This window comes from Pseudomonas sp. D(2018) (assembly GCF_005502555.1).
In the GTDB taxonomy this organism is placed as follows: domain Bacteria; phylum Pseudomonadota; class Gammaproteobacteria; order Pseudomonadales; family Pseudomonadaceae; genus Metapseudomonas; species Metapseudomonas resinovorans.
Genome location: NZ_SCOK01000017.1, coordinates 51936 through 71364, shown reverse-complemented (window position 1 = coordinate 71364; position 19429 = coordinate 51936). Strand labels below are relative to the sequence as shown.

The following is a 19429-nucleotide window of genomic DNA, read 5'->3' as shown; positions in this document are numbered from 1 at the left end:
GCGCGCCGCGTTGTGGGCGGAAGAGCGCACGGTCGCCTCAGCACGCCACCCGCTCATTAGCCCGGGTCATCTCCTCCACCAGGAAATCGATGAAGGCCCGTGTCTTCTGTGGCAGGCGGCGCGCCGAGGGGTAGACGGCGTTGATGCTGATGGGCGGTGCCTGCCATTCGCAGAGCACCGCCACCAGTCGCCCCGCCGCCAGGGCCTCGTCGACGATGAAGCTCGGCAGCAGGGCGATACCCATGCCGGCCTCCGCGACCTGGGCGAGGAAGTCGCCGTTGTTGGCCTGCAGTGGACCGTTCAATTGCACGCGGCGGGTTTCCTCGCCGTTGCTGAGCGCCAGGCTGACACCGCTCTGCAGGTAGCCGTACCCGAGGAAGGCATGGCTGGCGAGTTCCTCCGGCAACTGCGGCACGCCGGCCCGTTCCAGGTAGGCCGGTGAAGCCACCAGGTAACGCGGTGCCGGCGCAATGGTGCGGGCGACCATGGAGGAGTCCGCCAGGCTGGCGATGCGGATGGTCACATCGAAGCCGCCGCGCACCGGGTCTACCTGCTGGTCGCTGAGCACCAGTTGCAGTTCGATCTGCGGATGCCGTTCATGGAAGAGCGGGATCAGCGGTCCCAGCTTGCGCAGCCCGAAGGACATGGGCGCATTCACCCGCAACACCCCTCGCAGCTCCCCCACCCCATCGCGCGCACGTTGCTCGGCCTCGTCCAGGGCTGCCAGCAGGTCCCGCGCCGACTCGAAGTATTCCGCACCCGCCTCCGTCAGATGCAGGCTGCGCGTCGTGCGCACCAGCAACTGCACACCGATCGCCTCCTCCAGCGCCTGCACCTGCTTGCTCACGGTGGAGCGCGGTACGTCCAACGCCCGCGCCGCCGCCGCAAAGCCGTTGCTGCGCACGGTTTCGACAAAGGCGCGCATGCACTCGACCCTGTCCATCAGTGTCTCCAATTCAGAATCAATGAAGTTCAATTATGCCTAATTGTTTCCCTTAATGGGCGCGATCAGAATTCATCCCACGTCGGAACCAAACAGCCTCACGAACGAGGCACCGGCCAGGAAGCAATCAGACAACCCACGCTCCAGGAGAAATGCCATGTCCATCCGCGAACTGCTGAACCCGACCAATTCCGCACTGATCCTGATCGACCACCAGCCGCAAATGGCCTTTGGCGTGCAGTCCATCGACCGCCAGCAACTGAAGAACAACACCGTGGCCCTGGCCAAGAGCGCCAAGATCTTCAACGTGCCGACCATCCTCACCAGCGTCGAAACCGAAAGCTTCAGCGGCTACATCTGGCCAGAACTGCTGGGCGTGTTCCCGGGCCAGCAGCCCATCGAACGCACCTCGATGAACTCCTGGGAAGACGACAAGTTCGTCGCCGCCGTGAAGGCAACCGGCCGCAAGAAACTGATCATGGCCGCCCTCTGGACTGAAGTCTGCCTGACCTTCCCCGCCCTGGAAGCCATCGAAGCCGGCTACGAGGTCTACATTGTCACCGACGCTTCCGGCGGCACCTCCAAGGAAGCCCATGACATGTCGGTGCAACGCATGATCCAGGCCGGCGCCATTCCGGTGACCTGGCAGCAGGTCCTGCTCGAGTACCAGCGCGACTGGTCGAAGAAGGAAACCTACGACGCCGTGATCGGCCTGGTGCAAGAGCACAGCGGCGCCTACGGCATGGGCGTGGACTACGCCTACACCCTGGTGCACAAGGCGCCCCAGCGCCAAGTGAACTAAGCCCCGGCAGGCCGGAGGCGCCCAGCGCGTCCGGCCTTCTTCATCGCCTTGCACGGAGCACCTCACCATGACCACCGACGACATCGTCACCCTGCTGATCCGCCATCGGGTCAAGGAAGGCCGGGAACAGGAATACGAAGGCTGGCTGCGCCGCATCATCGGCATCGCCCAGGGCTACCCCGGCCACCTCGGTATCGACGTGGTGCGGGATCGGAAAGACGGCCTGCATCTGTTCACCTGCGTCCTGCGCTTCGCCAGTACCGCTCAACTCCAGGCCTGGCTGGATTCCACCGACCGTAGCAGCCTGATCGAGGAGGTCAGCCACCTGCTGGCCGATGGCGACCAGGTGGAGATCAACCCCGAGCGCGAATTCTGGTTTACCCCGGAAAACGCCGACGCGCCGCAACCGCCGCGCTGGAAGCAGGCCTGCGTGACCTTCCTGGTGATCCTGCCGCTGGCCCTGCTGGTGCCGCTGCTCTGGCAGCCGTTGTTCAAACTGCAGCCCTGGTTGGCCGGCTACGTCGCTAGCAACGTGGTGATCACGGCCAGCATCGTGCTTCTGGTGGTCTACTTCTTCATGCCTCCGGTGACGCGTTTCTTCGCCGGCTGGTTGAACCAACGCTGACATCGGGAGGGTTGCATGGGCGAGTGAACATCCACGTTCGTAGAACGTGGACTTGCCGATGGCCCCCTCGGATGCAGCCGGGCTAATGACGTGTAGGAGCGAGCCTGCTCGCGAAATATCCTGCTCGGACTGTTCGCGAGCAAGCTCGCTCCTACAGACAATCCGACTTCATCCTGTAAATCAGGCATTTCGATCGTCACAGGCAGAGCCGATGACTCATGACCACGCCATAAGGACGTGGTTTCCCACGTTCGAATGAATTCGCCCCACAGGAAGAGCCGTTCGCACCCCACAGCCTCACCTGATCCCACTCTCCTTGAACGCCTCCGCCAAGAAGTCGATCAGGGTCCGCACCGAGGGCAACAGCCCACGCCGGGACGGAAACGCGGCATGCACGATGCCGGTCCTGGGTACCCAGTCCGGGGTCACCTCTATCAGTTTGCCGCTGGCCAGCCCATCCCGTGCCACCACCCAGGGAATATGCACCACGCCCACCCCCGCCTCGGCTGCCTGGCGCAGCACCAGCAGGTCATCCGTAACCAGCCGGGGATGATGGCGCACGGCGGCGCTCGCCCCGTCCGGGCCGTCCAGTTGCCAGGTGTACTCGCGCAATGCAGCGCCCCAATGCAGGCTCGGCAGGCCGGCCAGATCCGCTGGCACCAACTGCTGCGGCAGGCCTTCCAGCAGGGTCGGAGCGGCCACCAGACACTGGGTGCTATTGGCCAGCACCTTCATCACCAGATCGGTGTCGTCCAGAGGCGGGAAGCGCACCCGCAGGGCGATGTCGATGCCTTCCTGGATCAGGTCCACCTGGCGGTTGGTGCTCTCGATATGCAACTCCACCAACGGGTACTCCACCATGAAGCGCGTCAGCATCGGCCCCACCCAGAAGTCCAGCAGCGCCGTGGGGCAGCTGATCCGCACCACGCCCTGGGGTTCGGAGCGGTTGCGCTCGATCACCTCGGCGGCGCCTTCCGCTTCCACCATCATCGCCACGCAATGGCGGTAATACTCCTGGCCGATCTCGGTGACCGAGAAATGCCGTGTCGAGCGCTGGATCAACCGCACGCCCAGTCGCTCTTCAAGGTTGGCGATACGCCGGCTCAGCTTGGACTTGGGCATGTCCAGCGCCCGCCCGGCCGGGGCAAAACCGCCGTATTCCACCACCTGGGCGAAGTAGTAGAGGTCGTTGAGGTCTTCCACCAGCGTTCTCCAAATAGGACTCTGAGAGCAATTTAGCCCGACTACCGGAGTCAGTGTTGCAGTTTCAAGATGTGCCCCATGCACGTCAGGAGGCACACCATGAAAAAGATCCGTGGCATCTACACCAGCCCCAGGCCCCATTGGGTGGGTGACGGTTTTCCGGTTCGCACGCTGTTTTCCTACGACAGCCTGGGCAAGCACATCAGCCCGTTCCTGCTGCTGGACTACGCCGGTCCCGCCGAGTTCGCCCCAGCTGATCGTCCACGCGGCGTCGGCCAGCATCCGCACCGGGGTTTCGAGACCGTGACCATCGTCTACCGGGGCGAACTGGAACACCGGGACTCCACCGGTGCCGGCGGACTGATCGGCCCCGGCGACGTGCAGTGGATGACGGCGGCCTCGGGCATCCTCCACGAGGAGTTCCACTCCGAAGCCTTCACCCGCAGTGGCGGCACCCTGGAAATGGTCCAGCTCTGGGTCAACCTGCCGGCCCGCGACAAGCTGGCAGCCCCCGGCTACCAGACCCTCCTCGACGCTGAAATTCCCCACCTGCCATTACCCGACGCTGCCGGCAGCCTGCGCCTGATTGCCGGCGAGTTCTCCGGCAAGCGCGGGCCGGCACGCACCTTCACGGAAATGGATGTCTGGGACATCCGCCTGAACCGTGGCAGGCCGGTCAACCTGGGCCTCCGGCCCGGCCGCAACACTGCCCTGGTGGTGCTGCGCGGCGCCCTGCTGGTGAACGGCGAAGAATTGGTGCGCGAAGGGCAACTGGCGCTGTTCGAACCCGCCGGCGACGAACTGCTGCTGGAGGCCAACGACCAGGCCCTGGTACTGCTGCTTTCCGGCGAGCCCATCGACGAGCCGATCGTCGGTTACGGCCCCTTCGTGATGAACAGCGAAAGCGAGATTCGCCAAGCGATCCAGGACTTCCAGAGCGGCCGTTTCGGCCACATGGACGACTGACGGTCACACACCGGGCCGGGCGCTTGCCTAGTCTGGACAATCCCCCACGACGGAAACGTGGGCCGGCGGGCAACCGCTTCGGCCAGGACGGCCATCACCCTGAAAAAGAGGTAAGACGCCATGAGCAACTTCGCCCAAGTCGCCAACTTCAATGGACAGATTCCGAGAATCGACCCCGATGATGCCGCGATGCTGCTGATCGACCATCAGAGTGGGCTGTTCCAGACGGTCAAGGACATGCCCATGACCGAGCTGCGGGCCAATGCCATCACCCTGGCGAAGGTCGCCACCCTGGCCAGGATGCCAGTCATCACCACCGCTTCGGTGCCCCAGGGCCCGAACGGCCCCTTGATCCCGGAGATCCACGAAGCCGCGCCCCACGCCCAGTACGTGGCGCGCAAGGGCGAGATCAACGCCTGGGACAATCCCGAGTTCGTCGCCGCCGTAGAGAAAACCGGCCGCAAGACCCTGATCATTGCCGGCACCATCACCAGCGTATGCATGGCCTTCCCCAGCATCAGCGCGGTGAACGCCGGCTACCGAGTGTTCGCTGTCATCGACGCGTCAGGGACCTACTCGAAGATGGCCCAGGAGATCACCCTGGCGCGCGTCGTCCAGGCCGGTGTGGTGCCGATGGACACCGCGGCCGTCTGCTCCGAAGTGCAACGAACCTGGAACCGTCCGGATGCGGCCCAGTGGGCCGAAGCCTACAGCCATGTATTCCCGCACTACCAACTGCTGATCGAGAGCTACATGAAGGCTCAGCAGGTGGCCAAGGACAACGAAGTGCTGGATTCGCAACGCTGACCCCCGCTGTCCACCTCTCGAAGGCGGACGACCAATCGAAGCAAGGAGAACCACCATGTCTTTCCAATACAAACGCCTGGACAAGAACGACGCCGCAGTACTGCTGGTCGATCATCAGACCGGCCTGCTCTCGCTGGTACGGGACATCGATCCCGACAAGTTCAAGAACAACGTGCTGGCCCTGGGCGACCTGGCCAAGTACTTCAAGCTGCCGACTATCCTCACTACCAGTTTCGAGACCGGCCCCAACGGCCCGCTGGTGCCTGAGCTGAAAGAGCAGTTCCCCGATGCGCCCTACATCGCCCGCCCCGGCAACATCAATGCCTGGGACAACGAAGACTTCGTCAAGGCGGTGAAGGCCACCGGCAAGAAGCAGCTGATCATCGCCGGGGTGGTGACCGAGGTCTGCGTGGCCTTCCCGGCATTGTCGGCCCTTGAAGAAGGCTTCGACGTATTCGTCGTCGCCGACGCGTCCGGCACCTTCAACGAAGTCACCCGTGACGCTGCCTGGCGCCGAATGGAAGCTGCCGGGGCGCAATTGATGACCTGGTTCGGCGTGGCCTGCGAGCTGCACCGCGACTGGCGCAACGACATCGAAGGCCTCGGTACCCTGTTCTCCAACCACATTCCCGACTATCGCAACCTGATCACCAGCTACAGCACCCTCACCGCCAAGTGAGCCATACAGGGGCCGCGTCGTATCGGCGCGGTTCCCTGCCCGGATGCACGCCCCTGCTCTAAGATGTCGCCCCCCACGAGCACCACACAAAGGAGTGACACATGCCCCACGACGGCAACCTGCTGCAGGTCGCAGTGATTTTCCTGGTCGCAGCCGTCCTCACGGTGCCCCTGGCCAAGCGCTTGCAACTGGGAGCCGTACTGGGTTACCTCGCCGCCGGGGTGCTGATCGGCCCGTCCGCACTGGGTCTGATCAGCGACACGGAAAGCGTTGCCCGCCTCTCCGAACTGGGCGTGGTGTTGCTGCTCTTCATCATCGGCCTGGAACTCTCGCCACGGCGCCTCTGGGTCATGCGCCACTCGGTATTCGGTATCGGGCTTGCCCAGGTGCTGCTGACCAGCCTCGCCATCGGCGCCGTCGCCTGGCTGGGCTTCGCCCAATCGCTGAACACCGCCGCGGTGCTGGGCCTTGGCCTGGCGCTGTCATCCACAGCCTTCGGCCTGCAGATACTCGCCGAGCGCAAGGAACTGACCAGCCCCCACGGCCGCCTGGCCTTCGCCATCCTGCTGTTCCAGGACATCGCCGCCATCCCGCTGATCGCCCTGCTTCCGGTCATCAGTGGCGCCGGCGAGCTGGAGGCCGATCGCGACACGCTGGTCCACCTGCTCCAGGTCGTGGGCAGCGTGGGGGCGGTCATCGTCGGCGGCCGCTACCTGCTGCGGCCGGTGTTTCGCATCGTCGCCAAGACCAATCTGCAGGAAGTCTCCACTGCCACCGCGCTGCTGGTGGTCATCGGAACTGCCTGGCTGATGGAACTGACGGGCGTCTCCATGGCCCTCGGCGCTTTCATCGCCGGCTTGCTGCTGGCGGACTCGGAATACCGCCACGAGCTGGAATCCCAGATCGAACCGTTCAAGGGCCTGCTGCTGGGCCTGTTCTTCATCAGTGTGGGCATGACCGCCGACCTCAGCCTGTTGCTGAACCAGCCACTGGTAGTGATCGGCCTGACCCTGCTGCTGGTGCTGATCAAGCTGCCGCTGCTGTTCCTGGTCGGCCGTCTTGGCGGCGGGCTGGATAACGCCCACGCACTGCGCCTGGGCATCGTTCTCGCGGCCGGCGGCGAATTCGCCTTCGTGGTGTTCAAGCTGGCCTTCGAGCAGAACCTGCTGGATAACCACCTGCACAACCTGCTGGTGCTCGCCATCACCCTCTCCATGGCCATCACCCCGCTGCTGGTGCTGACCCTGTTCCGCCTGTTCAAGACCAGGCCGGCGCCGGTGACCGTACCGGAGGAATACACCCGCATCGACAACGACGCGCCGCGCGTGGTGGTCGCCGGCATGGGTCGCATGGGCCAGATCATCGCGCGGATGCTGCGCGCCCAGCGGGTGCCCTATGTGGCGCTGGACACCAACGTGGAAATGATCGAGTACGGTCGTAGCCTGGGCCGCATGCCCATCTACTACGGCGACCCGCTGCGCCCGGAAATCCTTCGCGCGGCCAAGGTGGACAAGGCCGAATTCTTCATCGTCGCCACCGATGATCCGGACACCAACCTCAAGACCACCGAGCTGGTGAAACGCCTCTACCCGCACATCAAGGTCATCGCCCGCGCGCGCAACCGCCAGCACGTCCATCGCCTGCTGGACCTCGGTGCCGTGCCAGTGCGCGAAACCTTCCACTCCGCCCTGGAAATGAGCCGCCAGGCGCTGCTCGGCATGGGCCTCGACGAGGATCAAGCCAATGCCCGCATCCGCCGCTTCCAGCGCCACGACGAAGAAGTGCTGGCCGCCCAGCACCTGGTCTACGACGACGAGGCCGCCGTGATCCAGACCGCCCGCGAGGCCCGTGCCGAGCTGGAACACCTGTTCGACGCCGACCTGATCGAAGACAAAGGGGTGAAGTAACCGCAGAAAGCCGTCGATTGCGCGAGTTCTTCGTAGGATGCGGTGGAGCACAGCGATACCCATCACTCCCATTTGGCCAATATGAAGGACGCTGGAGGAAAGTCGCCCGTGAGCAATACTCAGTCGCTGGACCGTGACTACCTCTAGCCAAAAAGGCGGCAATCATCATGAACAGGGACCCGATCAGCTCAACGGCAGACGTGGAAGAAGGCGCTGCCTCCCGGTTGATCGACGCGAGAATCAGGGAGCTGGATGATTGGCGGGGCGAGATGCTCGCCCGGGTCAGAACGCTCATCAGGCAGGCCGACCCCGACGTGGTCGAGGAATGGAAGTGGCGAGGGGTTCCGGTGTGGTCGCACGCCGGCATCATCTGCACCGGGGAGACGTACAAGCACGTCGTGAAACTGACCTTCGCCAAGGGCGCGTCGCTGGCGGACCCTTCAGCCCTCTTCAACGCCAGCCTCGACGGCAACACCCGCCGCGCCATCGATATCCATGAAGGCGACAGCCTCGATGAAAAGGCACTGGCGGCGCTGATTCACGCCGCCGTGGCACTCAACACGGCCAGTTCCCAGAAAAAGAAGCAAGCCAGACCCGCCGGATAAGCAACGCTCCGAGAAGTCTCAGCCGGCCCGGTTACTCATATGCCGCCGGTATTGTCGTGCGCGGTGCAGGGTCTTCCACTGCTCCTGCAGCAATGCCCGCAGGGGGGAGGCGTTCGGGTCCGGCTGGTTGCCGCGCGCCAGGCGCTGCATCTGGAGTTTCACCAGGGACATGTAGGCCAGCGCAGCGAAGGCCTTGCGCTTCCAGCGGATCGGCGGCAGCTCGGCGCTGGCCAGGGCCTGGCCCGCTTGCCAGAGCCGCGGCAGGGCCGGGTTGACCGCCAGTGCAGTGGCGATGCCAGCCATGGCCACGCCGCCGGCCAGCACCTGTTCCACCACCGGCAGGCGACGGATTCCGCCGGTGACCATCACCGGCACGGTCGCTATTGCAGCGATCTCCTGGGCGAACTCCAGGAAGTAGGCTTCGCGGGCCAGGGTGCGGCCATCGCGGGCATCGCCCTGCATGGCCGGCGCCTCGTAGCTGCCACCGGAGAGCTCCACCAGGTCCACCGACAGCTCGCTGAGCCAGAGCACCACCTGGCGCGCATCGCTCGGCTCGAAGCCGCCGCGCTGGAAGTCTGCCGAGTTCAGCTTCACCGCCACGCAGAAGCCCGGCGATACCGCTGCGCGCACAGCCTTCACCACCTCCAGCAACAAGCGCGCACGGTTCTCGATGGAGCCGCCCCAGCGGTCCTCGCGGCGGTTGCTCAGGGGCGAGAGGAACTGGCTCAGCAGGTAGCCGTGGGCGGCATGCACTTGCACCCCGCTGAAGCCGGCCTGTTCGGCCAGCGCTGCGGTGCGGGCGAAGCGCTGGATCAGCGCGGCAATCTCCGCTTCATCCAGCGCCTTGGGCACCGGGAACAGCTTCGACAGCCCCCCCATGTCCAACGCCACGGCAGAGGGCGCCACGGTGGGCTGGCCGAGGTTGGCCTGCATCTGCCGGCCGGGGTGGTTGATCTGCATCCAGAACTGCGCCCCTTGCGCCCGGCCGATGCGTGCCCATTCGCGGAAGCGCTCCAGCCGCTGCCCCTCCTCCAGCACCACGCCGCCGGGGCCGGTCATGGCGCGGGCGTCCACCATCACGTTGCCGGTCAGCAGCAGCCCGGCGCCCCCCTCGGCCCAGGCGCGGTAGAGGCGCAACAACTGGTCGGACGGGGTCTGGTCCTGATTGGCGAGGTTTTCCTCCATCGCCGCCTTGGCGATGCGGTTCGGAATGACGGCGCCATTGGGCAACTGCAGGGACTGGAAGGGCGACATGGAGGCTCTCCGGAAAGGTGGGGCGCCGTGCGTCGGTTTGTGGATAACCGGGCGAAGGCGGGACTATGTCGCGGCAAAGCCTAAGGTTAAAGTCAACTTTAAAGTCAATAGGGGAGCCCCATTCAATGAAGATCGGCGAACTCGCCCGGCGCAGTGGCCTGGCCACCTCGCGCATCCGCTTCTACGAAGCCAGCGGCCTGATCAGCGCCCGGCGCCTGGGCAACGGCTATCGCGACTATTCCGAGCAGACACTGCACGCGCTGGAGATCATCGCCTGTGGACAACAGGCTGGCTTCAGCCTGGAGGAAATGCGCAACCTCATGCCCGACCCCACCCAGCGCACCAGCAACCACGCCCTGCTGCTGGAAAGTCTTCAGCGCAAGGTCAGCGAGATCGACGCGATGCAGCAACGCCTGGCGCAGAACCGCGCGCGGCTGCTGGAAATCATCGCCGGCATCGAAGGCAAACCCGAAGGCATGGCCTGCGAGGAAAACGCCCAGCGCATGCTGGCCGGGTGGCGGGACGGCGCGAACGGGGCTGAACGCTAGTGCGCGCCGGCTTGACGCGGGTTGGACCGCGTCGGGTCGAAAGCCGACTGGCGCCACCCCAGTGCCTCCAGATGCTCCGTGGTCTGTGCCACGCCCATCTTCCCTATCCTGCCTCGGCCACGGTCACGTAACATCCGCTGCACGCGAGGTGGCGCTGGTAGCACAGCGTTCACCCCAGCCGCTGGCCTTTTCAACCTACGGCCTATTTTTGCCTTGAGCCAAAGCCTTGAGCGGCCCCATTGCGCTGTGCTCCGTCATGACGGATGTCTCCAGCCTTGAGGCGATTGATATCTCAATCAGCTACGAATCCATGCGGCAAATCATCATGCAGTCCCAGCATTCCTGCCTGGTGGTGCTCGATGGCACATCGGCTGGTTCTCCCCGTGGTTACATCTTGAAAAAACAACTGGCCATTGAGCTGTTGACCGGAAATCGTCCCAACCTTGAACGTCTGATTGTGTTCGGGCCTTCTTTTGCCGCGGATGTCAGCCTTGCTGAAGCGGCTAGCGGCCTTGCCGCCAGCGACGCTCATCTGGGTTCTGTCCTCAGCGAGGGTCGGCTGATCGGCATAGTCACCCCGAGCGATGTTGAAAATGCTCTGGCGAAGTCCCAGATATCCGAGCCTGCGAATCGGCCAGCTGACAAGCCTTAGAGTGTTCCTAGACTCACCTTTTCAGTCTCGGCCTTACCCTGGTTCGCCAGGCCCCTTAAATAACAGCGCCGGATCATCCGGCCATGATCTGAGCAGATCGCTTGGGTTTATTTCGACAGCACCCCGATAAAGGTGCGAAGGAGACAGGTGGTGGAAATCTTTGCGTTGGCCTTGCTGATTGTCCTGAATGGCGCGTTCGCCATGTCGGAAATCGCACTGGTTGCGGCCAGGCGGGCCAGGCTGATGAAGTTGGCAGCAGATGGAGACTCGTCGGCAGCGGTGGCCCTTAAGCTGGGCGAGGATCCTACTCAGTTCCTGTCCACCATCCAGATTGGCATCACCTCCATCGGTATCCTCAACGGTATCGTGGGTGAGGCGGTGCTGGCGGAGCCGTTATCGAAATGGCTGCAGTCAGTGGGAGTCCCTGAAACGACTGCTGCCATTGGCGCTACCGCTGGCGTGGTTATCGTCATCACGTATTTCTCCATTGTGATCGGCGAATTGGTGCCCAAGCGCATCGGCCAGCTCAACCCAGAGGCCATCGCGCGCATGGTGGCCCGCCCCATGGTGACGTTGTCCTTCCTTACCAGGCCCTTCGTGCTCCTGCTGTCCTGGTCGACCCATACCATCCTGCGCATCATGGGCGTGCGGCAGGTCAACAACTCGGGGGTCACCGAAGAAGAAATCCACGCCATGCTGGAAGAGGGGTCGGAGTCCGGCGTGATTGAGCAACATCAGCATGAAATGGTCCGCAATGTGTTTCGCCTGGACGACCGTCAACTGGGGTCCCTGATGATTCCCCGCTCGGACCTGGTGTTTGTCGATATCCGTAAATCGCCCGAGGAAAACCTTCGGCTGATGATCGAGTCGGAGCACTCGCGTTTTCCGGTCTGCGACGGCAGCCTGGACAACCTGCTCGGCGTCATTCATACGAAACAGGCCCTGGCGCAATTGGCCCAGGGGCAGGCACCGGACTTCACCGAGCATCTCCAGTCCTGCGTCTTCGTTCCGGAAACCTTGACCGGCCTGGAGTTGTTGGAGCAGTTCCGAGGCAACAGCATGCAGATGGCCTTCGTCATCGACGAGTACGGTGAGTTGGAAGGCATTGTCACCTTGCAGGATTTGCTCGAGGCGGTAACCGGTGAGTTCACACCGAACAACGCCGAGGACGCATGGGCGGTCCAGCGGCACGACGGTTCCTGGTTGCTCGATGGCGCCATTCCAATCCCGGAGTTGAAGGATCGTCTGTCCTTGAAAACCGTCCCCGAGGAAGCGCGCAATCGTTACCACACGGTCAGTGGGATGTTCATGCTGCTGCTCGGTCGGGTTCCGTCGACAGGGGAGCGCGTTCAATGGGGCGGATGGATGTTCGAGGTTGTGGACATGGATGGAAAACGCATCGACAAGATCCTTGCGACGCCCGTTGAGGAAGATTCAGGGGAATCGGCTGAGGGTCCTAACGCTTCCGGCAGTGAGCCTGGCGAGCGCGATAGCAGGGATTCGAACTCCTAGGCGACCTTGTGAATGCAGTGGGGGGGCGAGAGTCCCCCGACTGCATAGCGTCCTGCGAGCGCGCGAGGTACCGTCTTTCTTCTGGGCGACCCTACCGTGCGCACGCCAGGCAATCTGATCTCGTCACTGAGTATGTTATGTTGTAACAACTTCATACTGAGACTCTCACCATGCGTCATCTTCCCTCCCTTTTGGTCGCCGCCTCGATGGCATTCACCTTTGCCCCGTCTGCCGGGGCGGAGGTTCGTGTCCTGACCAGTATCAAGCCACTCCAGTTGATTGCCGCCGCCGTCCAGGATGGCGTCGGCACGCCTGAGGTACTGCTACCGCCTGGCGCTTCGCCACACCATTTCACCTTGCGGCCGTCCGATATTCGCCGGGTGCGGGAAGCAGATCTGCTGTACTGGATCGGGCCAGATCTGGAGAGCTTCCTGCCGCGGGTGCTTGAGGGGCGGAGCGACCCCAGTTTGGCTGTGCAGAACATCGACGGTCTGCACCTGCGTCACTTCGGCGAGGAGCACCGGCATGAGGATGGACATGCCGAAGAGCATGAAGATGACGAATCCACTGATGGCGAAGCAGAGGGCGAGCATGACGATCTGCATCGCCCTGGCGCGCTGGACGCCCATCTTTGGCTGGACCCAGGTAATGCACGTTTGATCGCTGCGCGTATGGCGAGCGATCTGGCGGCTGCCGACCCGGAGAACGCCGCCCGGTACCAGGCAAATCACAAGGCGTTCGACCAGCGTCTTTCTGCCGTGGACGCAAAGCTCAAGGCGCGCCTCAAGCCGTTGTCCGGCAAGCCCTTCTTTGTCTTCCATGAGGCCTTCGACTACTTCGAAGAGGCCTACGGTTTGAAGCATGCAGGGGTCTTTGCGGTCAGTGCTGACGTGCAGCCGGGGGCCAGGAAAGTGGCCAACATGCGTGAGCGTCTGGAGTCCGCCGGACCGAGTTGTGTGTTCAGTGAGCCGCCGATGCAGCCACGCTTGGCACAGACCTTGAGCGAGGGGTTACCTGTTCGGATGGCGCTGCTGGATGCGCTCGGATTTGACCTCAAGGTCGAGGCGGATGGCTATGAGCGTCTGCTGATGTCGTTGGGTAACGATCTAGCCAACTGCCTCGAGCAGTTGTAACGCTGTTTGAACAGCTCAACTCGGACGTGACAACAAGTAAAGAGACCGGCCCCTTGCGGGGCCGGTCCTGTTTTCAGATCACGCGCTTGATGCTGATGTAATCGCCCTGGGTACGCAGGGTGACGGTCACCGGCTTGTTGGTGCGGTTGCGCCAGAACCAGCCGTGCTTGCCGTCGAAGGCGGCTTCCAGCACGCCGGAGTCTTCCGGAGTGGCGCGGCCCTTGCCATAGCCGTGGTAGAAGTCGCGCGGGGCGTTGTAGGGGTCGCCATGGGTGTCGTAGTTCACCACGCTGCCGTTGGCGGTCCACAGGTAGTTCACTTTGGCGCCCTCCTTCATCTCCAGCTTGATCTCGGCCCCCTGGTTCGGCTTCAGGGTGATGCTCATCTCATGCTGTTGGCCAGCCACTTGCGGCTGAGGCGCGGCCGGTGCTTGGGCGGGAGCAGCTTCAACAACCGGGGCGGGAGCCGGGGCGGACTGGACTGGGGCCGCAGCAGGCGCGGGCGCCGGGGCGGCAGCAGCCACGACCGGAGCAGCTGCAGGGGCTTGAGAGTTCGGGGCAGCGGCTTCGTCAGCGACGGCCTCCTCGGCCAGTTGCAGCTTGATCTCGCCCATCTGGGTCAGGCCAAGCGCTCGGCCGACGCCGGTGGGGTCGATGGCGTATTCCGAAGGCATGACCACGGTAACCAGCAGCACACCGGCGGTGATCAGCGCAATCACGGTGGAACGCAGCAGCTGAGCCGAAGACGGGAGTTCGTTGAGGGTCGGGAGCTTGGTATTGAACATGGTGAGAATTCCTTACTGAGAGACGATGAGACCGGTGAACTGGTAGCCCATGAGCAGGAAGCCTGCGCTCATCATGGCGACGTTGGCGGTATAGGCATGGCGCCAGAAGCTGGCGGTGCGTCGCCAGTAACCCATCAGAATAAGAATGGTGCCGAGGGCCAGGAGTTGGCCGATCTCGACGCCGACGTTGAAGGCGATCAGGTTGGCGATCAGGCCGTCTGGGGAAATCTCGAATTCCTGGATCTTGGTAGCCAGGCCGAAGCCGTGGAGCAGGCCGAAGATCAGCGTTGCTGCGCGGGTATCGGGTTGGTAGCCGAACCAACGCTGGAAGGCGCCGAGGTTATCCAGGGCCTTGTAGACCACCGAGAAGCCGATGATTGCATCGATGACGTAGGCGCTGATGCTGATGTTGCTGAGCACGCCGAACAGTAGGGTGACCGAGTGGCCGACCGCGAACAGAGTGACGTAGAGCCCTACGTCCTTCATGCGGTAGAGGAAAAAGATCACGCCGAAGAGGAACAGCAGGTGATCGTAACCGGTGATCATGTGCTTGGCGCCCATGTAGATGAAGGGCAGCAGAAGCACACCGGTACTTTCCTGGATGAAGCCCTTGTCGCCTTCTGGTACGCCATGGGCCAGCGCGTCGGGCATGACCGCGAACAGGAGGGCGATTGCCAGCAAGGGCAGGAGCAGCGGCCGACGCAGGCGCGCGACGACGGCACCCACTCCGCTCTGGAATTGCGAATGCATTGAGATAGTCCTGGTTGTGATGGTCGGGGCTGCGTAGCGGCAGCGTTCAGAGCACAAGCCGGGAGCGCGGGGGCCTTTCGATCAGGAATATCGGTGCGTTGGGCATGGGCAACTGCGGCAATGCAGCGGGAAAACTGCGATCAGGCTGAGCCGGAAGATCCAGCCGCGCGTTGAGGTGTGGGGTCTCGTGCAAGTGATCAGCGGTGTAGGGAGCGTGAAAGTGATCACTGCACGTCCGGCAGCCCTGCGGTTCCAGATCGTCGTGCGAATGGGGCTGCATCGCCTCTGAGACGGGCGGTTTTGAGCTGGACAGCAACGCAGAAGCGTGCCCCACCCAGGCCATGAACATGGCCAGGAGCAGCGCTAATACCACGTGCGTTCTGACAGCGTTGCCTAGCATTTCCGATCTTCAAGCCCCGAAAGATGACCGCCTGCGCGCTTGATAGCATCCCCCCCAGGGGGATAGGATGCAACGATCCATATCGTTGCACGGGGCTCTTGCGATGAGCAAGCACGAACACGGTCATCAGCACCAAAGTCATAGCGAAATCATCAAAAGGTTGAAGCGGGCAGAAGGCCATCTGCGCAGCATCGTCACCATGATCGAGGATGGCCGGGCCTGCGTGGATATCGCGCAGCAGCTGCATGCCGTAGAGAAGGCCGTCTGCCAGGCCAAGCGTACGCTGATCCAGGACCACATCGATCACTGCCTGGAGCACACCGTGGGTGCGCTGACCAACGGTGAGCGCGCCCCGCTTGAAGAGTTCAAGCAGATCACCAAATACCTCTAGGCCCGCCATGTCCAGTTTCGCCGAACTGCTGCAACAGGGCACGGCTCACGCCTGGCTCTACTTCCCCAGCGCCATTCTCCTGGGAGCCTTGCACGGACTGGAGCCGGGCCATTCGAAGACCATGATGGCGGCCTTCATCGTCGCCATTCGCGGCACCGTGAAGCAGGCTGTCCTGCTTGGGCTCGCCGCGACCGTTTCACACTCTGCTGTGGTTTGGCTGGTCGCTGTGGGTGGTATGTACCTGGGCCAGAACCTGGACGCCGAAACCACCGAACCGTACTTCCAGCTCGCATCTGCGCTGATCATCGTGGTCATCGCGCTCTGGATGCTCTGGCGCACCTGGCGTGGCGAGCAGATGTGGCGTTTCGAGCAGGACGATGACCATCACCACGACCACCATCATGACGAAACCCGGCGTATCGACACGGGCCATGGGCGTGTTGAACTCGCGATTTTCGAGGACGGGGCGCCGCCGCGCTGGCGAATTAGCGTGCTCAGTGGCCACGCCTGGGCGGCGGGAGAAGTGACCTTGCAGACCACCCGCCCGGACGGTCGCATGCGTCGCTTTGCGTTCGCCGATCGGGGCGGCTACCTGGAGTCCGTGGATGAGGTTCCGGAGCCCCATGAGTTCAGCGCGCGGCTCAGCCTGGGCCATGGCAACCATTCCCACGATTACGACCTGGACTTCCGCGAGCATGGCCACGATCACGCGCATGCCGAACTGGAGGGGCTGGAGCTGTCGCTGGACGGCTATCAGGATGCCCACGAACGGGCCCACGCCAACGATATCCGCAAGCGCTTCGCCAACCGCAATGTGACGACCGGGCAAATCATTCTGTTCGGCCTGACGGGAGGGCTGATCCCCTGTCCGGCAGCGATCACCGTGCTGCTGCTCTGCCTGCAAGTGAAAGAAGTCGCCCTTGGCGCCGCGCTGGTGTTGTGTTTCAGCATTGGCCTTGCCCTTACCCTGGTCAGCGTGGGAGCGGCAGCGGCCATCGGCGCTCGGCGGGCCTCCAATCGCTGGCCCTGGCTGGGAGCGGTGGCGCGACGAGCGCCCTATCTGTCCAGCCTGCTGATCATCGGCGTGGGTATCTACATGGGCATCCACGGCTGGATCGGGCTGAATGCCCCGCACGGATAAACGATGGCGGATGAGCAGGTACCCTCCCCTTCATCGATCCGAAACGGCAGCCTGGACCTCATAAAGTGGCTGGCAATGCTGACGATGGTGATGGATCACCTGCGTTACATATGGCCGGAGGCCAATGGCCTGTATGTGCCCGGGCGAATTGCCTTTCCTTTCTTCTGCCTGGCCATTGCCGCCAACGTGGAGCGATCCCGGGTTGGTGATGTGTTCACCGCCGGGAATGCCCGCTATCTAGTCTGGCTGCTGCTTTTCGCGGCGCTGTCCGAAGTGCCTTACCGCAGCTATTTCTACGGAACCACGTCACTCAACGTGCTGCCGACGCTGTTACTGGGACTGGTGATTGCCTGGGGCGTCCATCATCAGACGCGCGAGGCCTACACAATGGCGCTGGTCGCAGCTGCGCTAGCGTTCGTCCTCGATGGCCCGTTGATGTACGGCTTTATCGGTGCGCTGGTGCCCGCTGCATTGCTGGTAGCGATCAGACAGCCCGGGCTGCTGTGGCTGCTGCCGGCGGCACTGTGTGTGCTGATGAACGTGCGTGACCACCTGCTGAGTGGAGTGGCCAGCTACCAGCTCTATCCGATCCTGGTGCTAGCCACTGCGTTCGTCGCGCCCTTGTTCGGCCTGTGGTTGCTGCGGCAATCCACGAAATTCAACGTGTGGCCGGTGCGACGTTGGGGCTACCTCTTTTACCCAGTACACCTGGTCATTCTGCAGGTGGTGCGCATCGCTACCTTGTAGGGGCGGTCGCTACGGTTGCACCTGTTCTGGGTCCGGCTCAGCAACCTTGAAGCAGAGGCAGACACGGGTGCCTTCGTTCTCGCGACTGGTCAGACTGGCTCGCCCCCCAAAGCGCTCCATGATCTGTTTCACCATGATCAAGCCAATCCCCAACCCACCTTGCTTGGTGGTGTAGAAGGACTTGAAAGCCATCGCTTCCTGCTGACGCGACATGCCTTGGCCGGTGTCGCTGATGTTCATGTAGAGCCACCGACCTGTAACGTCCGCTTCGATACTGACCTTGAGCTTGCCGCCCTTTTGCATCGCCTCGATGGCATTGGCGACGACGCTGTTCAGCACCTGGGAGAGCAGCATGTGGTGGCTGACCACCTTGGGTGGAGAATCATTGCTCATCTCAACCTGGATGTTCGCCTTCGCCAGTTGCGCTGCAAAATGCTCCAGGGTTTCTTTCATGATTTCGACCGGCTCAACCTTTTGCGACTCACCGTGCAGGGGGCGCAGGCAGAGAAGGAGCTCACGAACCCAGGTGGACATGCGATCAACCTGGCTGATGATGTCGCGCACGCACTTCTGTAAATCCGGGCCATCCAGCTCCTGGGCCAGTTCGGCGCTGGAGCGGATCGAGGCCAGGGGGTTGCGCAGGCTATGGGCAACAGCCGACGACATTTCCCCAAGGCCCACATAAGTCCGGTTGGCTACCAGCTGGTTCTGCTGCGAGGCCAGCAGCCGCGAGGCACGCCGCACAATCCAGAACAAGCCGAAGTAGATCAGCAGGCCACCGACTGCGGTCGCCAGCCAGATCATCCTGTAGCCTCGGTTCACCCGCTCGATCAGGTCCACGGGCTCCTTGTAGATCTCGACCATGGACAGAACCTTGCCTCGTCCATCGGTCAGCGGGATGTAGTTCTCGATGAAGAAGTTCTTGGGCGGCCGCAGGAACTGCTGCTCGACGCGCTTTTCCCCGACCTCGGTGTATTCGGCTGAAACTTCGGTCGCCGAACTGAAGGCCTTCTCCATTTCTTCGTCACCCTCGACACGCTGGCCGATCAGGGCGGGATTGGTCGACCAGACGACAACGTGGTCAGGGGAGTAAATGGTGGCCAGCAAGGCGTCCGGCAAGTGGGAAAGGTGTTCGAGAAACTCGGAACGGGCGCGTTCCCGTCGGTGTCGCTCGTCCTCCGACAGTTCAGCGGCGTCCTGGAGAAGCAGCAGCTCGCCCATGTCCATGCCTGGCAGACGGTGATGCCGGACTTCGCCAGCGGCGAGGGTCTGGATGAACTGCGCAGTCAGGAGGGCGTCCCGCGCCAGGCTCTCATTGACCACGAAGCGCGTGGCGATGAGCCCGAGCCCCACGGCGACAGAGCTGATGATCACCAGACTGATGATCGAGAACCAGCGGAGCAGGTTGAACGACTCGGTAGGCGCGATGGCATCCGTATCACGCTCCCATATGTATTTCCCCCAGACAGTCGCCAGTTGCATGAGTGGCCCTCCCTAGTGTTTTTCGATCCTGTATAGCAGCAGTGGAGACAGGGCCATTTGCGGCCCCGTCAGCGCTGCGCCAGGTGGTCGAGTTCAGG

The 19429-nt window shown here is 63.0% G+C and carries 20 protein-coding genes; 14 read left to right on the top strand and 6 right to left on the bottom strand.

Features of this window, described 5'->3' with window-relative positions:
- Nucleotides 1–37: 37 nt before the first annotated feature.
- The gene (locus tag FFS60_RS13380) at nt 38–943 is read right to left on the bottom strand and encodes a LysR family transcriptional regulator (protein ID WP_137822244.1); all 906 of its coding nucleotides are present in this window, start codon (nt 941–943) and stop codon (nt 38–40) included.
- 157 nt (nt 944–1100) lie between these two features.
- Between FFS60_RS13380 and FFS60_RS13375 the strand changes: the two genes are divergently transcribed.
- Together FFS60_RS13375 and FFS60_RS13370 are read left to right on the top strand one after the other, a co-directional pair.
- Complete coding sequence (locus FFS60_RS13375) at nt 1101–1745, top strand: hydrolase (protein ID WP_028628106.1); 645 nt, start codon at nt 1101–1103, stop codon at nt 1743–1745.
- Nucleotides 1746–1812: 67 nt separating this feature from the next.
- Nucleotides 1813–2370 (top strand): antibiotic biosynthesis monooxygenase, encoded by a 558-nt coding sequence (locus tag FFS60_RS13370; protein WP_137822243.1) that lies wholly within the window; start codon nt 1813–1815, stop codon nt 2368–2370.
- 297 nt (nt 2371–2667) lie between these two features.
- On the opposite strand, the gene FFS60_RS13365 is transcribed toward FFS60_RS13370, so the two are convergent.
- The gene (locus tag FFS60_RS13365) at nt 2668–3576 is read right to left on the bottom strand and encodes a LysR family transcriptional regulator (RefSeq protein WP_137822261.1); all 909 of its coding nucleotides are present in this window, start codon (nt 3574–3576) and stop codon (nt 2668–2670) included.
- A gap of 96 nt (nt 3577–3672) precedes the next feature.
- Here FFS60_RS13365 and FFS60_RS13360 point away from each other — a divergent pair, with 96 nt between their 5' ends.
- The 5 genes from FFS60_RS13360 to FFS60_RS13340 all read left to right on the top strand — a co-directional run bounded on the left by FFS60_RS13360 (nt 3673) and on the right by FFS60_RS13340 (nt 8537).
- A complete protein-coding gene (locus FFS60_RS13360) occupies nt 3673–4539 on the top strand; it encodes a pirin family protein (RefSeq protein WP_137822242.1) in 867 nt (288 codons plus the stop codon).
- Between the two features lie 120 nt (nt 4540–4659).
- Nucleotides 4660–5346, top strand: a complete 687-nt coding sequence (locus FFS60_RS13355; protein WP_137822241.1) for a hydrolase — start codon at nt 4660–4662, stop codon at nt 5344–5346.
- Nucleotides 5347–5401: 55 nt separating this feature from the next.
- Entirely contained in the window at nt 5402–6025 is a 624-nt protein-coding gene (gene ycaC, locus FFS60_RS13350) for an isochorismate family cysteine hydrolase YcaC (RefSeq protein ID WP_028628111.1), read from the top strand.
- 101 nt (nt 6026–6126) lie between these two features.
- On the top strand, nt 6127–7932 hold the full coding sequence (locus tag FFS60_RS13345; protein WP_137822240.1) for a monovalent cation:proton antiporter-2 (CPA2) family protein: 1806 nt from the start codon (nt 6127–6129) through the stop codon (nt 7930–7932).
- A 167-nt stretch (nt 7933–8099) separates the two neighbouring features.
- Nucleotides 8100–8537, top strand: coding sequence for a DUF1801 domain-containing protein (locus tag FFS60_RS13340; RefSeq protein ID WP_137822239.1), 438 nt, complete (start codon nt 8100–8102; stop codon nt 8535–8537).
- Nucleotides 8538–8555: 18 nt separating this feature from the next.
- Here the strand turns inward: FFS60_RS13340 and FFS60_RS13335 are convergent, their stop codons facing one another.
- Nucleotides 8556–9791: an NADH:flavin oxidoreductase/NADH oxidase family protein gene (locus FFS60_RS13335; RefSeq protein ID WP_137822238.1), complete on the bottom strand. Its 1236-nt coding sequence runs from the start codon at nt 9789–9791 to the stop codon at nt 8556–8558.
- A 125-nt stretch (nt 9792–9916) separates the two neighbouring features.
- Between FFS60_RS13335 and FFS60_RS13330 the strand changes: the two genes are divergently transcribed.
- The 4 genes from FFS60_RS13330 to znuA all read left to right on the top strand — a co-directional run bounded on the left by FFS60_RS13330 (nt 9917) and on the right by znuA (nt 13636).
- On the top strand, nt 9917–10339 hold the full coding sequence (locus FFS60_RS13330) for a MerR family transcriptional regulator (RefSeq protein ID WP_137822237.1): 423 nt from the start codon (nt 9917–9919) through the stop codon (nt 10337–10339).
- Nucleotides 10340–10565: 226 nt separating this feature from the next.
- Nucleotides 10566–10991 (top strand): hypothetical protein, encoded by a 426-nt coding sequence (locus tag FFS60_RS13325; protein WP_137822236.1) that lies wholly within the window; start codon nt 10566–10568, stop codon nt 10989–10991.
- Nucleotides 10992–11141: 150 nt separating this feature from the next.
- Nucleotides 11142–12503 carry a hemolysin family protein gene (locus tag FFS60_RS13320; RefSeq protein ID WP_137822235.1) on the top strand — a complete coding sequence of 454 codons (1362 nt, stop codon included), beginning with the start codon at nt 11142–11144 and terminating at the stop codon, nt 12501–12503.
- 170 nt (nt 12504–12673) lie between these two features.
- A complete protein-coding gene (znuA, locus tag FFS60_RS13315) occupies nt 12674–13636 on the top strand; it encodes a zinc ABC transporter substrate-binding protein ZnuA (RefSeq protein ID WP_137822234.1) in 963 nt (320 codons plus the stop codon).
- Between the two features lie 73 nt (nt 13637–13709).
- Here the strand turns inward: znuA and FFS60_RS13310 are convergent, their stop codons facing one another.
- Both FFS60_RS13310 and FFS60_RS13305 read right to left on the bottom strand, forming a co-directional pair.
- Nucleotides 13710–14420, bottom strand: coding sequence for a hypothetical protein (locus FFS60_RS13310; RefSeq protein ID WP_028628118.1), 711 nt, complete (start codon nt 14418–14420; stop codon nt 13710–13712).
- A gap of 12 nt (nt 14421–14432) precedes the next feature.
- Complete coding sequence (locus FFS60_RS13305) at nt 14433–15170, bottom strand: HupE/UreJ family protein (RefSeq protein ID WP_137822233.1); 738 nt, start codon at nt 15168–15170, stop codon at nt 14433–14435.
- A gap of 503 nt (nt 15171–15673) precedes the next feature.
- Here FFS60_RS13305 and FFS60_RS13295 point away from each other — a divergent pair.
- The 3 genes from FFS60_RS13295 to FFS60_RS13285 are packed head-to-tail and all read left to right on the top strand — an operon-like array spanning nt 15674 to nt 17849.
- Nucleotides 15674–15961, top strand: a complete 288-nt coding sequence (locus tag FFS60_RS13295) for a metal-sensing transcriptional repressor (protein WP_137822232.1) — start codon at nt 15674–15676, stop codon at nt 15959–15961.
- Between the two features lie 7 nt (nt 15962–15968).
- Nucleotides 15969–17102: a nickel/cobalt efflux protein RcnA gene (locus tag FFS60_RS13290; protein WP_137822231.1), complete on the top strand. Its 1134-nt coding sequence runs from the start codon at nt 15969–15971 to the stop codon at nt 17100–17102.
- Between the two features lie 3 nt (nt 17103–17105).
- Complete coding sequence (locus tag FFS60_RS13285; RefSeq protein WP_171016523.1) at nt 17106–17849, top strand: TraX family protein; 744 nt, start codon at nt 17106–17108, stop codon at nt 17847–17849.
- A 9-nt stretch (nt 17850–17858) separates the two neighbouring features.
- Here the strand turns inward: FFS60_RS13285 and FFS60_RS13280 are convergent, their stop codons facing one another.
- A complete protein-coding gene (locus tag FFS60_RS13280) occupies nt 17859–19331 on the bottom strand; it encodes a PAS domain-containing sensor histidine kinase (protein ID WP_028628124.1) in 1473 nt (490 codons plus the stop codon).
- Nucleotides 19332–19429 lie beyond the last annotated feature (98 nt).